This window comes from Ureaplasma ceti (assembly GCF_040369755.1).
In the GTDB taxonomy this organism is placed as follows: Bacteria; Bacillota_I; Bacilli_A; order Mycoplasmatales; family Mycoplasmoidaceae; genus Ureaplasma; species Ureaplasma ceti.
Genome location: NZ_BAABQM010000004.1, coordinates 60,146 through 77,626, shown reverse-complemented (window position 1 = coordinate 77,626; position 17,481 = coordinate 60,146). Strand labels below are relative to the sequence as shown.

Sequence of the window (17,481 nt, the reverse complement as noted above, 5' to 3'; positions counted from 1 at the left end):
ATGAAAGTAATTCAAGGTGAACATTACATTAATTTATATACTGGTGCTTGACAAGTATTAAAAAAAATTATTCCTGATGCTAAATATTTAGTGGTTGGTACAAACTGTTTAAGTTTAACAGCAGGCATCGCTTTCAACTGTTTAAGAGAAGAAAAAATGAATATTAAAATCGTGTACTACGATGAATACGGCATTACTAACCAGTGAGAAGATAACACAATTTATTTAGTGGTTACACAAAGTGTCAATAATCTTAAAGAAGAATGGTTAAAGAATGATATGGTACTATTCTTTGAATATTCTGGACAAGAAAGTAACATCTTAACATGTTCAAAATAGGTAACTCAATTGATAACCATAATCTAGTGCCAGAAACTACGCAACAAAAGTTAGGTGGTATTATTTTTGAAACCCAATATAAAGTGGTAGCTCACTCTGACGGAGATGTAATTTTACACGCTGTAGCCGAAAGCATTTTAGGCGCTTTAGGTCTAGGAGATTTAGGTGAACATTTTAGTGATACAGATGTAAAAAATAAGAATTTAGATTCTGAAATTATTCTAGAGAAAGCACTTTCACTAATGGATGAGCGTGGTTATATGGTGAGTAATTTAGACTTAACTGTAGTTTGTGATTTGATTATGTTTAAAGACAAAAAGAGTTTAATCAAAGCCTATTTACAAACCAAATTACAAACCGAAAACATTAACGTTAAAGCTACTCGGTTTGAAGATAAAACTCTATTGAAGATTACATGCTTTTGTGGGGTCTTACTTAACAAAAAGACGATATATTAATATAATTAATAAACTATATATACAAAAAAATGCAGATTTAAAAGGAAGAAGGAGCTAATATGGCTAACGTAATTGATCCAAGAATTAAAGAAGTGTTATTCACTGAAGAACAACTTGAAGAAGGAATCCAAAAAGCAGCGGATTACTTAAATAAAGAATACGCAGGTAAAACACCTGTTGTAGTTGGGATTTTAAAAGGATGTATTCCATTCATCGGAAAAATCTTAACTAAGTTAACATTCGACTTAGAAATCGATTTCATGGCAGCAAGTTCATTCAAAGGTGGAACAAAATCTACTGGTATTATTGAACTAGCTTTAGACTTAAGAACTGACATTGAAGGTAGAGATGTTTTAATCTTAGAAGATATCATTGATACTGCAAAAACATTAAAAATGATTGTAGAAATGTTAAAAGCAAGAAACCCTAAATCAATTAAGATTGTGACATTATTAGACAAAAAAGAAGGTCGTCAAGTGGATTTAGAAGCTGACTACTACTGTTTTGAAATTCCAATGTGTTTCATCGTTGGTTTCGGTTTTGACTACAAAGAAATTTTAAGAAACTTACCATACATCGGAATTCTTGACGAAAAAGTGTATATGGGAGATTCTAACGACCCTAAAGAAAGAAAAAAATAGGAGATTATAAATTTGAAAAGATTTACATTTAGATCATGAATCTATAACCTCTTTGATAAACATGATTCTAGAAAGAAAAGTGATGAATTAGCCCAACCAAAAGGAGAAGTTAACACTTCAGCTAATGCGTCTAGTAAAAAAGATGACAGCAAAAAGAAAACGCTGTGAAAAAAACTGGGAATTTGAGCGTTAATCGTTTCGATTCTTGGTGCTATCATTGCAATTATTGCTGTTTATGCAACTAGAAAAACCGAAATTAAACTAACTGATCCGACAGTCTCATATACCCTAGATAGCAAGGCAAAAACTGCACCTGGCCAACTACCACTGGTTTCAGCTGGTAATATAACTACTAAACCGATCACAATTAGTTCTGGTGTATTAGATTTTACAGACAGAGTAACTGGGGAACAATATAGTGTTGATTTGAGTGCCACAAACCCTAATGGGGCTTTATTAGCAGCTTACTATAGAGGCACAAGCAACCAAATTAGCTTAAAATTACAACCTAAAGCTGGTTTACCGATTGTGGTAAACGTTGACAGAACAGTGTTACCGTCTGACAATAGTTTAATGGTGTACCACATTGGTCAAAGCAGAATCATTGTTCAAATGACTGACAAAGGTCCAATCATTACATCTACAAACATTGAAAATGCTAGTGTATCAGCTCTAAACGAACAATTATCTCCACTTATCCACATTTTAACTTCTGCATATAACAATGCAACTTATGCGCCTGCTGGATTTAATTGATGAGCATTATTCTCAACATTAGTGCCAATTATTATCTTGATCTTAATTTTCTGAATGTCTAACAGCATGATGAAAAAACAAATGGGTGGTCAAGATTCAATCTTTGGTATGGGTAAAACCAACTTAAAACCAACTAAGACTAAAGTGAGATTCTCAGACGTAGCCGGAATTGATGAAGTAGAAACTGAATTAAGAGAAATCGTAGACTACGTTAAAAATCCTAAAAAATATGCCGCTATGGGGGCGAGAGCGCCTAAGGGTATTATGTTGTACGGTCCTCCCGGAACTGGTAAAACATTAATTTCTAAAGCTGTAGCTGGTGAAGCGAACTGTTCATTCTATGCTATTTCTGGTTCAGCTTTTGAAGATATGTTAGTCGGGGTTGGGGCAAAGAGAGTAAAAGATTTATTCAGCAAAGCTAGAAAAGATGCCCCATCAATTATCTTTATTGATGAAATTGACTCGGTAGCTTCAAAGCGTGGTAAAAATGACATTATTGGTGGCGGTGGCGGCGTAGCTGACCAAACTATTAACCAATTATTGACTGAAATGGATGGATTTAGCACTGACTCTGGTGTTGTGGTTATTGCTGCAACAAACAGATTAGAAGCTTTAGACGAAGCCATTTTAAGACCGGGTCGTTTTGATAGACAAATTCAAGTAACTTTACCAGATATTAAAGGCCGTGAAGCTATTCTAAAGATTCACGCAAGAAACAAAAACTTATCAAGTAAAGTTAATTTAAGAGATATCGCTAGAAGAACTGCTGGTTTCAGTGGGGCGCAATTAGAAAACGTTATGAACGAAGCTGCTTTATTAGCAGTTAGAAACAACCAAACAGTGATTACAACTAACGATTTAGACGAAGGTATTGATAGAACTATTGGTGGACCAGCGAGAAAAGGAAGAGCAATTAACGAAGAAGAACGTAGACAAATTGCTTACCATGAAGCTGGACACGCCTTGGTTGGCTTACACTCTAAGAATACAGACGTAGTTCAAAAGATTACTATCATTCCTAGAGGTAATGCAGCAGGTTATACAATGCAAACGCCAGCTAACCAAGAAATGAGTATTCAAAGAAAAGTTGATTTATTAAACCAAGTTAGAATGACTTTAGGTGGCCGTGCTGCTGAAGAAATCATCTTTGGTAAAGACGCGATTACTACCGGCGCTTCAAACGACTTATACAAGGTAAGTCAAATTGTAAGAGCGATGGTATTACAATTAGGTATGACTTCAAAAATGGGTCTAACACAATATGTTCCTTCTGAAGGTCAACAACCTTACCAAAAACTTTACAGTGAACAAACTGCTCGTGAAGCTGATGAAACAATCGAAGCAATCATTCAAAAAGAATACCAAAACGCTAAAGATATTATCTTAACGAACAGAAAAGAATTAGATTTAATTGTCGAAACTTTATTAGTGTTAGAAACGATTGTAAAAGAACAAATTGATTACATTCACGAAAACTTAAAATTACCACCAGAAGTTTTAAATAGTAACACAAGTAAATTAAATGATAAGTCTTCTGATGAAAACGATAAAGATAGCTCTGGAACGGATTCAAACGAATCTAATGATGAACAATCACCAAAAAACGATGACAATAATAATGGTCCAAATAATAATCCAGTAGATTCAAATTTATAATAAAAAATACACAAGAAAAACGTGTTGAGATTATCTCACACGTTTTTTTGTGTATCTAATTTTTTCTGACATTTTGGCGTGTTTTTTCTTGATTTTTTCGGCCTTAAATCAAGTAGAATATTTAAAATTTGAAATTTTATATATAAAAGACAAAATGTCTTTTAACAAGTAATTTAATTAAGAACGATTGAACTTATATCTTAAAACGACCAAAGGGATTATATGAAGAAAAAAATATTGAAGAATCTTGCGATTACCGCATCTGTGGCTATGATAGCTACTGGAATCGTGACTCCTGCTGTATGATTTGCTTTCCAAGGCCATAAGAGCGAAAAAACAATCCATACGGAAAACAACCAAAATAATTTAATTAAGGTTTTACGTAGCGACATTAAAGTCCTATCTGGACAACAACTAGGCTTGACTAACCAAAACAAAAGTTTAGAACAAGAACAACAAAACAACGAAAAAAGAATTACTCAATTAACAAAATCTGAAAATGCAATTAAAAGTGTAGACCAAAGTTTACAAAACACTTTTAACCAAAAGAAAAATAAAATCAGCGATTTAAACAAACAAATCGCCGCCTTAGAACACCAAATTCAAACAGTAAAAGCTGATACAAAAGCGAAGTTAGATACTTTAAATAATTCAGTGCAAAAAACTGACAGTGCTATTGCTGATCAACAAAAAGCGTTAGCACGTGAAGAAGCGTCTACAAAGCAAAAGGTAACAGCTCTAACCCACCAATTAGATCAATTAAAATCTGATTTAAATAATGCACAAAACGCTTACCACAAAAGCCAAGCTCAACAAGCAACTAACAATGCTCGTTTAATACAAGCAGCGATTGATAATGTTCAAGCGGTGGATAATGAATTACCAACTCAAACAGCTGTCAATAACGCTCAATTAGCTAACTCTAAAGCTGTCGCTCCCACTTACGCTGCAATGAAAAAGAATTTAGAAACCATTCTAAATAACCCGAAAACTCCGAATAATGTCAAGACACAAATTCAAAAGACATTAACAGCCTTAAATAATTTAGTCAATTCAAGAACTAAATTAAATAACCAACTAGAACAACAAAATAAAGATTTAAACGTTTTAAATAACGCTAATGGTAAGACACCAAACACAGGTTTAGCACAACAATTATTAAATGATTTAACTGGTTTAAAAAATCTTTATACTAAAAAAGCTAGTTTAGAAAACCAATGATTAAAAGCTAGTCCAACTGACAAAGCTAGCGTGAATAAAGAATTATCTGCTAACCAAACTGCAATTAACAACCAAGTACAAACTGTTAAAACAAGCAATGACAATTATGTTAATGCGGTAAACAAAGTAAAAGCTGGTGTTAATTCATTAGTTCCAATTGAAGCTGATGTAAATAAAAATAGAGCCATTTTAAACGACAACATCAACACTTTACAAGGTTTACAACAAGCTAATTACAATAAGGCAGAAGTACCAACAGTAACTCCTCAACAAATTGGTTTAGATAAAGAAAGCCAAAAATTAGCTATTGCTAATGCTGTTGTGGCTAACACTAACGCTACTAGCGCAACAAATAACGCAAATAGCAACCAAACTGCTGCTGCTCAAAACCAAACAACAATTACAAACGCTAACAGCATTATCAAGAAAACTACAGCTTCTAATAAATCTGAAAAAGATAAAAATATTGCTGCTGATCAAAAAGCAGTAATTAAAGTAGCACAAGAAGTGCAAGCAGATGCAACTAAAGCTCAAGCATTGCACAACCAATTAGCTAAAAGTTTTAAACAATTAGCTGCTGATAACGACACTTTAAATTCACAAAATAAAGCATTAGCTAAATTATTAGGACAAAAAATAGCTCAAGAAGAAATTATTAACAATCCTAAAGCTTCTCTTGCAGCAAAACAAGCTGCTCAAAAGGAATTAGATAATTTAGATAAAAAAGCGAATAAAGCTAACGCTGATATTCAAGCAACAGATAAAGTGATTGATGATTTACAAAACCAAATCGTTAACGATCAAACTAAATTAAACGCTAACCAAAAAGCTTTAAACCAAGCTAAAGAAGCATTAATTCAAGCTCAAGCTAAATTAACTAATGATGTTAATACAGCTAAAATTAATGCTTTAAATAAAGCTATTGCTAACAAAAAACAAGAATTAGCTCAAACTCAAGCCGCTGCTGCCGCTGCTAATAAAAAAGCTCAAGCTGAAATTCAACAAGATGAAAAGAAATTGGCTGATGCTAAAACCGCTTTAAAGAATTACGACAAACAAGCTACTCAAAAAGTAGACAGTTTAACTCAACAAAAAAATCAATTAGCTAAAGCATTAAATGATACTGAACAAAAAATGCATCAAGAAGCATCAGCTGCTGATACAGCTAACGCTCAAAATGCACAAGCTGCTGCACAAAATGCACAACAATTAGCTAAAACAGCCGCTGACCAAGCTAAAGCAGTAACGGCTACAAAAACTTTCCAAACTCCTGCTTTAAACAACGCTAAAAATTTATTGTCTCAAGCTAATGCAGTAACTAATCCAACTAAGAACAGTAAAGTATCTGAAGCTAAGAAAGCGTTAATTAATGCAGCTAACGATATTACAAAAGCTGCAAATGCCGTGAACGATAAAATTGCTACTCAAGCCAAAGATTTACAACAATTAAGCAAAGATAGCAATGCTTTAAGTCAAAAAGAACAAGCTTTAGCTAATGCATTAAAAGCTAAAGCTCAAGCTGAACAAGCGTTAACTAATCCAAAAACAAACATTGCTGCTGAACAAAAAGCCATTGCTGCTGCTAACAACCAAATTAAATCATTAATACCAGAAGTTAAAACTTTAAACACTAAAGTTATTAATGATGAAGCTAAATTACACAATGATCAAGCAGATGTTCAATCTGCTAAAGCAGCTTTACAAAAAGCTAACAACGCAATTCCAGCTTTACAACAAGCATTAAATAATGATGTAAGTAACGCTCAACATTTACCAAAAGTTGCGCCATTAAAAGCAGATGCTGGTGTAGCAGAATCTAACTCACAAATGAGTGCAAGTAATGCTAAAGTAAACCAATTAGCAGCTGATTCAATCAACAGCAACCAATTACCAAAAATCGCAAATGCTAAAAACAATGCAACTCAAGTCGCAGCTAAAACAGCGCAAGCATTAAAAACTGACACTAATAACCAATTATTAAAAGCTGTTAACCAAGCTGCTAACAATGTAGAACAAAAAGCGGATGCAGCTAAAACAGCTAACCAAAATTTAGCCAAAGCTTTAAATAAGTTACAACAAGCTAATAACGATTTATCACAAGCACAACACCAATTAGGTCAAGATTTAGCTAAAAAAGCTCAAGAAGAAGGAATTATTGCAAATCCAACTTCAACTCCAGTACAAATTGCTGCTGCTAAAAAAGCTATTCAAGACACAATTGATCCAGCAATCAAACAAGACCAAGCTAATGTGATTCAAAAAGCTACTGCTGTAAATAATTTAGAAAACGAAATTAATGGTAACCCTAAAGCTCATCCTGCTACAGTTGGTTTAAAAACGTTGGCTAACCAAGCAAATAAAGCATTAGACGATGCTCAAAACCAATTACAAGCAGCTCAAGACAAAAATCAAGCTGCTCAACAAGCGAATGACCAAAAGAAAATTGCTGACTTGAAAAATGACTTACAAAACGTTGAACAAAAATTAGCTGCTGCTAAAAAAGCTAACGGAGAAATTCAAACTAAAGGCAATGCCGATGTTAAACAATTACAAGCGAAATTAGCAACTGCTAAGAAAAAATTAGCAAGCTATGAAGCTCAAGCTAAAAAAGAATTAGCAGCAAAAGAACAAGCATTAAAAACTGCAGAAAATGCTTTAAAAACCTCAGAAAACAACTCTAAATTTGATGCTAATACAATCACATCAACTGCTAACTTATACAGTGATTGAGCTAAACAATTACAAGCTGTTGTAACTCACGAAACTGCAAAAATGGTTTCATTAAAACTAGACTTAGCTAAAGAAACCAACTTAGATAATTACTTAACAACATTATTAACTTCTTTAAACGCTGATATCAAGAACACTACTTTACCTTCTAATGTAGTATCAGCATATAAAAAAGTAATTAGCACCGTTCAAGCTTACCAACCAAAAGTAAAAGCTTTAGTTTCTGAATACCAATCTGCAATTAAAGATTTAACAACTTTAACTAATGCAAATAAAACTTTAGAAACACAAGCCAATGCAATTGCTCAAGGTTATAAAGCTTTAAATTCGTTAGTAAATAAAATTAATGCTTTAAGCCCAAGCTCAAGCACATACGACAATGATTTCCAAAGCGAATACTCTACTTACTCTAAAAAAGTAACCGCTTTAAATGCTGAAATCAATAAGTTTAATGCAATGTTTAAAAATACAACTACTGCAGAAAACAATTTTAATACAGACCAATCGAACATCCAACAACGTGAAAATTTAAATATCAATGGTAAGTTAGGTTTAGTTGATGATTTAAATAATTTAAGTAAAGCTTTACAAGCAGCAAACGCACCAACTATCCCATTCGATACTGCTGTAACGCAAAACAGCATTGACTTAACTAACAACGCTATTAAACACAACGAAGCAAGACAAACTCAAATGAGTAAAGAAGCTAAGAATGCTGCTGCTCAAGCCAAACAAGAAGGCGGTCCAACAATCGCGTGAGCTAAATCTGTTGTACAAAACATGTCTAAAGCTTTAGGTCCAACTTCTCAATTAACACCAGCACAAACTAAAGCAATTGATAGTATTAAACAAGCCGCTGCAGGAGTAGCTCCATTAGCGCAAAAAGCCGCTGCTGCAAACGAAAAATTAAGTTCAGCTATGAAGAACTTAGCGCAACAAGAAGTTGCTTTAGCTAATGGTCCTCAAAAAGACTTAGTTACAGCTTACGAAAATGTAGCTAAAGCTCAAAAAGCTTATGAAGCCGCTAAAGGCAATGTGGCAGCGCAAGCTGCTGCTTTAAAACAATTGAATCAAGCTAATGCTGCTGCTAAAGCCGCTTTAGGAAAAGTTCAAACCGCAGAAAAAAATATTGGTAATTTACAAGACCAATTAAAAGCGTTAAAAACTGCTGCCGGTCAAGCTGACGTAGCTTTACAAGCACAAAAAGATAAAGTTTTAAAAGCTGTTATTGGTTTAAATAATGCTGATCAACAAGTAATTCAAAACTTGCAAAAAGAAAAAGCTGATAAACAAAACGCTTTAAATAGTGCAAACAAAACTTTACAAACAACTACAGCACAAAACAAAAAACAATTGGCTCAATTAACTGATGAAAAGAATAAATTAGAACAAGAAATTTCTCAATTGAAACCGAAAGTTCAAGAAGCAGAAAATTCACAAACTAAAATAAAATCTTTAAAAGCAGAAACCAAGAAATTAGAATCTGAAAACCAAACAATTCAAGCTGCTAATAAAGCTAACTCTCAAATTGTGGCAGATAAAGATTCACAAATTAAAAAGTTAAAAACTGATAACGAAACAATTCAAACACAAATCAATTCAAATAAAGTTATTGAAAAGAATTTACAAAAACAAATTGATCAAGCCAATAGTACAAACCAAAGCATTTTCTTTATCTTGAAAGACGAAGACGCAATTATTAAACACGTAGAAGCATTCTCTGAGTTTACATACAACCAAATGAATAATTACTTCAATAGTGGCAATCCAACTCAAGCAAACATTGCTGCTACTGGATTCGATTTATTCATGCCTCTTGCAACTCAATTAACTCCAACTTCTTACTTAAACTACAGTTCATTAACTTCTGATGATAATGATATGAGTAATGGTTATTTAGCTACTTATTTAGCTCAACAAGGTGTAGCATCTCAAAACTTAAACTTAAATTCAGCGTTCAGCAACTTCTTATCAAGTTATATGCAATATACATGAGCTAAGGCTGGCTTATACAATATTCCTAATACTTATATGAACCCATTGAAGTTCTTCTTGAAGTACTTCTCATTATTAAGCGATAACAATGTTAACTCTAATTATGGACCGGTAATTAATTACCAAGGTAACACCAAAGATAAAACTGATATTGGTATGACTTATACAGATCCTAGATTAGGTTCTTCATGATTAACTTACTGACTAGAACAATGATTGTCATTCTATAAATTACCAAATCCAAGTAAACCAAGTGAAATGATGAAACCATTGACACCTCAACAATTAGAATTCTTTAATGATTGAGCTAGATATAATTTCATCGCTTCAACAAACACTGAAGGAAATATGAGATACGACCTTAGAATGATATATCCTCAAGGCTCAAGTTCTGGTTTCCAAGAACAATATTTCTACAACTCTCAAGATGCGATTATTGATTTAACATTTAACCCAGTCATTGTATGGGGTGGTAAAAAATATGTCATTAAACCACAATCATTATTAACCGGAGCTTTTGTAAAAAACGATATTGGTGCAGGTACTTTAGCTGTATCAGACGGCAATGGACAATATGATCACTTTGTACTAAATAGTTCAATTACCAATAAAATGTTAAGTTTTGAAAATACAGATAACAAAGGTATCATTTTTGACGTTAACTTCAATGGCTATGCAAAAAGTAATGGAAATTACAACAACAATAGTGGCTATACACCTGACTTATGAGCTACGGCTAATGACTTAACTCAAGGCACTTACAGCTATTCAAATTACTCTAATTTATTTAATGATCCAAATTGATCTACTTCAATCTTGTCAAGATCATTATCGTGAGCAACACTATGAAATGTTCCTGGAACTTCTACATTCACAAATACTAATAACTCATCAAACTCAGCATTAGACTTCGATTACATCGTGACAAACTCAACAAAATAATTAATAAGGAATAACTGAATTTATGAAACAATCCACAAAAAAAGCGCTTTTAGGCACGGCTGTTGGTTTAGTTACTGCTGGAGCTGTGGGTCCCATAGTTTACTTTACAGTTTTGGCTTCTAACCAAAACAAAGTAATCCATACAGAATCAGAACAAAACAGTACGATTGAGCAATTAGATAACAGAATTAAATTGTTAAAAAATAATATTGATGGTTTAAACGGTACAAAAAATAACGTTCAACAACAATTGGTGAACAGTCAAAACAGAATTAATAAATTGTTGAACAATACTAAACAATTAGAACAATTAAAAAAACAATTAGCTTCTGGAATTGAAAAACAAAACATAAACATTCAAAAGTTAAATAATGAAATTCAAAAATTAGAAAAAGACTTAGCTGACACAAAGACTAAATCTGCACAAGAAATTCATGATTTAACTAATAAATTAAATAATTTAAAACAAAAATTAGCTAACGTTACAAATAAATATAACGAAACTAAAAAGGCTGATGCAGCTAAAATTGAAGGTTTAAACAACCAAATTGCTGCGCAAAAAGCCAAAATCCACCAAATTAAAACTAACCAAATTGATACACAAATTGCTCAAGCACAAAATGCTAACAATTTAGCAACTGCTGCTGCTAAAAATGCAACGGCTATCGCTCAAGAAAGTGCACAATTTAACAACGCTTATTCTGGAGCTAATGTTCAACAATGAACTAAAACTAAAGCTTCATACGAAAAATTAATTCAAAAGTTAACTAATGAATTAGGTCCTAAGTTAAAAAACGATAACGCTAATCATAGCGGAGCTAAAGCTTTAGCTGCTTTAAAAAATATCGTAGCTAAGATTAATAAAGTGTTATCTACATACCAAGGTTTAGCTAAAGATTACAAAACTGCACAAACAGCGAGTGCAAGTTTATCTGACAAAAATACAACTTTAGCTAAAGATTACGACCAAAAAGCTCAATTATTAAAAGAACTAAAAGCAAATTTAGGCACAGATAAAGAAGCTGGCATTCAAAGTCAATTAAAAACTTTAAATGCAAAAATTACTAAATTATCAGAACCAATTCAAATACAAAACCAAGTAGCAATTAATGCACAAAAAGCTATCGCTAGTGCTAATAAATTGTTGGCAAAACAAATGAGTATCATTGGTGACAACCAAAACAGTTTGATGAAAAACGTTAATGAATTAATTAACGATCAAAACAATAAAAACCAAAAGTTATATACACAAAACAGAGTAGACTTAGCTAATTCTGAAAAGAGCTTAGACAACTCCGCTGCTCAAACAGCATTAAATAATGCAACTGTATCAAGCAAAAATGCTGATACAGCCAACAATGAAGGTTCTTACGCTACTGCACAAGCAAAACATTCAACTGATGTGGTTAATAATGCTAATAAAATAGCTGCAGCAGCTTCATCAGCAGCTAAAGCACAAAATGTTACTCCAACAGTTCAAAAATTACAATCTAACATTGCTACAGCGGCACAAAACGTTGCAAAAGCAGCTCAAACCTTAAGTGAAAATCAAACTAAAAAAGCTCAAGCTCTTAGCAGCTTAGCTAATGCTGACAAAATTTTAAGTGCATCACAAACTAAATTAGCTAATGCTTACAAAGAAGCAATTGTTCAACAAAATGTTTTAGTTAATCCAAATGCTACTAAGAAACAAATTGATGAAGCACGCAACGAATTAAAAACTATTAATGCACAAATTGAAAAAGCTCAAGCTCAAGTGGTAAAAAACGACGCAAAAGTGAAAGCTGCTTCTGCTGATCTGAGCAATATTCAAAAAACCATCGCTCAAGATAAGGTGAATTTAAGTAAGGCTCAACAAAAATTAGCTGCCGCTCAACAAGCGTTAACCAACGAAGAAACAACTAACTTACAAAACTCATTAGCTGATACTAAGAAAAAATTAGCGTCAGCTCAGGCTGAAGCTAAAGCTCAAGCTGTTAAAAATGCTCAACAAATTAAGTCACTAAACCAAAATATTGATAATACTCAAAAACAATTAGCGGCTAATAAAACTAAGTATCAAACTGAAGAACAAAAATTAAATAACACTATTAGTAATACTAAAAAAGCATTAGCCAATGCCAACCAAACTAAGGCTAATACGTTATCAAATATTGCTAACAATCAAGCTAATATTGCTCAAGATGTGGCTAATAATGCACAAGCAGTAGCTTCAGCAGCTCAAAAAGCTGTTCCAGCAGCTACAACTCAAGCTCAAACTTACAACAATTTATTAAACCAATACAAAAAAGAATTAGCTCAGTATTCAGATGCTAAAAACTATAACCCAACCAAAGTTAAAGCAATTAAAGATGCTTTAAACCAATTAGTAAACGGCTCTTCAGTTGATGGAAAAGCAACTCCAAGTCCATTGGCACAATTAAATAATTTAGAATCTGAAAAAGCACAAAAACTTAATGATTTAAATAAAGACAGTACAGCCTTACATGATTTAGAAAATAAATTAGCTAAAGCTTACGTGGCAAAAGCTGCTGCTGAAAAAGCGTTAGCGAATGCGAAAACTCCTGAAGCTAAAGCTCAAGCTGAAGCACAAATTTCAGCTCAAAATAAATTAATTAAAGCTGATGAAGCTCAAGTAAAACCAACTAACGATAAAGTGGTCCAAGATCAAAAGGTTTTAGATAATTTAGCTAACCAAATTACAAAACAAATAGGTAAATTATCAACTTTACAAAATGATTTAAATCAAGCAACTAATTCTTATAATTCTGACCAAGCTAAAAATAACAAAGAAACAGCTGGTGCTAAAGATGATAATGCACAAGCTCAAACAGCAATTAATAATGCTAAAATCGCCAAAATTAATAGCGAAGTTGCTGCTGGCAATGGCGCCTTAGCAAACGGTGAAGCTCAAACAGTAGTTCAAAATGTAGCACAAAATACAACTGCACAAACAACAGCTCAAGCTTTAAGTAAACAAATGAAAGCTGATGTAGCTCAAAATCCACAAGATAAAACTTTAAACCCATTAAGACAAACTGTGGCTAAAGATGCAGATGCAGTAGCTACTCAAGCTGCTAATGTAAATAAATTACAAGCCGCTAAAAAAGCTTTATTAAATAAAATTGCTACAGTTAACCAAGGTTTATCTACTGATCAAGCAGATTTATCTAACGCAGAACAAGCTAAAGCGGACGCCTTAAAACAAGCTGCTCAAGAAGAAGATAAAAATGGTTCAATTTCTAAAGTTACTCAAGCAGCATTAACTAAAGCTAATCAACAAATTATTGCAGACCAAAACAAAGTGAAAGCAGCGAATAAAACAATTGAAGCTTTAAATAAAGAATTAACTAATGGTGAAGCCACAATCAACAAAGCAAAAAATGGTTTATTAAACGCAGAAAATCAATTAAATAAAGATCATGATGCTTTAAACAATGCAATTGACACAAAAAACCAAACTGCAATTAATAAGTTAAATGGTGAAATTGCTAAGAATACTGCAGCATTAAAAAACCAAAACGCTGCTAACGCTCAATTACAAAAGCAGTACAGTACTAAAGAACAAACTTTAAATAATCAAATTCAAGCTGATAAAACTGCTTTACAAAACTTAACAAATAAAACTCAAAAACAATTACAAGATTTAAACAAAAAAATTGCTCAATTAACTCAAGAAGCTAAGGCAAGAAATGCTGAAGTTAATAAACAAAAACAAGCGGATAATCTGACTGCAGCTAATTCTTGTGAACAAATCATTAATTATTTAAACAATGTTTTAAAACCATACTTAACTAAAAAAGCATCTATTGCTAACGCACAAGTTAATACATACAAAACAATGGCAACTAATGCCGCAAACCAAGCTAAAAAACTATTAAATTCAGATAAGACTAAGTCTGCTGAATTTAACAAATTAGCTAAAAAAGTTTTAGAAGATTTAAATAGTTTAACTTACACCGCAAGCAATATCGAAAAAGCTTATCAACAACAAGCTGCTGATTGCAGTAATAATGTACAAACAGCTATTCCTAATTTAGTAAAACAATTGACTAAGTTGGCCACTTTATATAAGAACAATAGTACATTAGACCAAACATTAGTAAAAGGCGAAAATCCAAAAACTGAAGCTCAATTAACTGCTAACAAAACAGAAATTGCAAATATTTTAAAAGATTTAGGTATTGCTGGTGTTACTAAAACAGCAAACAATCCATTCCAACCAATTATTAGTAGTATTGCTGATGAAAACGCTAATGCATTAAAATCGTTAGATATCAATGTTCCTTTATTTATTACATGTGAACAAGAATTAATTGATGCTGAAAGTAAAGTCGTTCATTTATTAAAAACTGAAGTTGTAGCTAACCAACAACAATCTCAAGAATTAAAGAATGATGTTGCAAGTATTAGAAAAGCTCAAGCAGCTACTGAAACTGCTGGAGCTAACAGACTAGCACAAAGTATTGCTTCAAATAATGCCACAATTAAAGCATTGCAAAACCAAATTAAAGCTAATACAACCACTGGTGATATCGTAGATAGTTTAATTAATCAAGCTAAAAAAGAATTAGCCAACCCTAACTTAGAACCTAAAGCTGAATGACAGGCTTGACTGCATTCATTAGAAGGTTTAAAAAATGGACCAGCAGGCAAAAATGCCAGTTTAGCTGACGTTAATAAACAATTAACAAAAGTTATTAACGATTTAACAACAGAAAATAAACAACAAGCAGCATTACAACAAGCAAAACAAAATTTAGCAAAAGCTTTGGACTCTAATGCAAGCAATGCTGACATTATTAAATTACAAGACGCTGTAAAAACTGCACAAAACAATTTAACAACAGCTCAAACAACATTGCATACTGACACGACCGCTTTAGATACTGTTAAAGATGTAAGAATGCAAGCGGGTGATACTTCTGAAAAAACTTTCAGTGATAACCCAATGGCGGCTAACAATAAATTGATTAACGCTCAGAGAGTGGTTATCAACAAATTAACTTCTGATGTTAACAATATTAACAACGAGTTAAATAATGCAAACGCTCAACAAAAAGCTAACGCCGGAAAACAAGCTCAAACTGTTAAAGAGTTAAATCAAGAAATCAAAAAATTACAAGAGCAATTAAAGAATTCTCAAGCTACTTCTCAAACAGTGAAATCATTACAAAATCAAGTTAATACTTTAACTCCACAAAGAGATGAAGCTCAAAAGACAAATGATAACTTGAAGAAAACTCAAGCAGCTATCGACAAACAATTAGCTGCTAACAAAAAAGAAGTGGACCAATTGACAAAAACTAACCAACAATTACAAACACAAAATAATAATTTAACAAAACAAATTACTAAGAATAAAACTGCTTTAATTCCTTTAAAGAAAGCTCAAGAGGAAGTTGTGAAGGATTCAGCGGAAGCAAACTACTTCTCAGAAGTATTAGCTAAATTGATGGACTTCTCATTTGTTGGTTCAAATCCGTACATTCAATATACATCGATTATTATGAATGGTAATATTACTGGTGTGGATTTATTAACACCATTATTGGTGGGACTAAATAATGGTCAAAAAGTAAGTAATAGTTTTGGTAGCTTTGATAAAGCTGGTATGATTCACAGAGCTTTAGAAGCCTTTACTTTCCAAGGTCACCGTTTAACTGCGAATAACACACCAGTTAAAGTCAAAAATGCAATCACTGGAAAAGTAAGTATGCAGGTGCCGCAATTGGCGTTTAACAACGGAACTTCAATTCCTTCGTTAGCTCAATTTATTCAAGCAAAAGATCCTAACGAACCAAGTTATGATTTAACAACTGATGCACTTTTATATACAACATACGGTAGAAGAGTATCTCCAATCGATTACTTCTTAAAGATGTTTAACGTTTTAGCCAACCAAAAAGGATTTGATGAAGAAAATAACTTTGGTGGTTCATGATTATCATGATGATTACTATACTATCTAGCTTATAGTGGTGTACCATTCACTCTTGATGAAGCTAAATTCTTTGCGCAATATGCTAACTATAAGTTAATTTATAGTCAACAAACTGAGACTAAAAATAGTTGTTTAGTACAACAACAAAACTGAATCAATTATTGAAACTATAATCCTATGACTTATTATGCTTATACTCAGTCATCTGCTGTATTATCTTTATCATTTACTAAAAAAGTAACTTATGAATATGAAGGACAAAAGAATATCATTAAGTTACAACCAGATATTGGTAATACTAAGAGAATTGACCCCGAATTAACGTCTAATGACACAGTTGGTAAATCTCAATATACAGTTAAATCAATTATCTTTAAAGGGTTGTCAAATAACGCTCAACAAGAATTGTTTAATACATATTTAGGCACTTGCGTGTTTGATGTAAACTTTAACGGTATTTTAAGTCAATACAACAGTAATCCTGAGAATACAACAGAACCGCTTCCTAGTGTAATTGATCCAATTACAGCCTCTTTAAATACAGCATTTAATAAATTGGATACTAATACTCATCAAACGTTAATTCAAGTTAACCCGGCTTGAGGTAACTTTGTACCATATACAAGCACATGATGAAACCCACCTCAAGACTCTACTTTAGTATGAAGATTTGGTATCATGAGATGATAGTTTCTCTAAACGATATTTAATCTATAAATTAGTTCATTCCGCAAGGGATGAACTTTTTTATTGCGTATTTTAAGTTTATAGGTACAAAAAAACACTCCCGTAAAAGGAG

Annotated in this window: 6 protein-coding genes; all 6 read left to right on the top strand. The window is 32.5% G+C overall.

What is annotated here, in order from left to right; translation table 4 throughout:
- The 6 genes from ABWU82_RS03190 (at window position 1) to ABWU82_RS03165 (ending at window position 17,372) form a co-directional block, all read left to right on the top strand.
- Complete coding sequence (locus tag ABWU82_RS03190; protein ID WP_353290059.1) at window positions 1-339, top strand: hypothetical protein; 339 nt, start codon at window positions 1-3, stop codon at window positions 337-339.
- Window positions 327-797: a 2-C-methyl-D-erythritol 2,4-cyclodiphosphate synthase gene (gene ispF, locus ABWU82_RS03185; RefSeq protein WP_353290058.1), complete on the top strand. Its 471-nt coding sequence runs from the start codon at window positions 327-329 to the stop codon at window positions 795-797. The genes ABWU82_RS03190 and ispF overlap by 13 nt, the downstream gene beginning before the upstream one ends.
- Window positions 798-856: 59 nt before the next feature.
- Complete coding sequence (gene hpt, locus ABWU82_RS03180; protein ID WP_353290057.1) at window positions 857-1,438, top strand: hypoxanthine phosphoribosyltransferase; 582 nt, start codon at window positions 857-859, stop codon at window positions 1,436-1,438.
- Window positions 1,439-1,450: 12 nt separating this feature from the next.
- Window positions 1,451-3,850: an ATP-dependent zinc metalloprotease FtsH gene (gene ftsH / locus ABWU82_RS03175; RefSeq protein WP_353290056.1), complete on the top strand. Its 2,400-nt coding sequence runs from the start codon at window positions 1,451-1,453 to the stop codon at window positions 3,848-3,850.
- A 222-nt stretch (window positions 3,851-4,072) separates the two neighbouring features.
- Window positions 4,073-10,738: a coiled-coil domain-containing protein gene (locus tag ABWU82_RS03170; protein WP_353290055.1), complete on the top strand. Its 6,666-nt coding sequence runs from the start codon at window positions 4,073-4,075 to the stop codon at window positions 10,736-10,738.
- Window positions 10,739-10,760: 22 nt separating this feature from the next.
- Window positions 10,761-17,372 carry a coiled-coil domain-containing protein gene (locus ABWU82_RS03165; protein WP_353290054.1) on the top strand — a complete coding sequence of 2,204 codons (6,612 nt, stop codon included), beginning with the start codon at window positions 10,761-10,763 and terminating at the stop codon, window positions 17,370-17,372.
- Window positions 17,373-17,481: the final 109 nt, after the last annotated feature.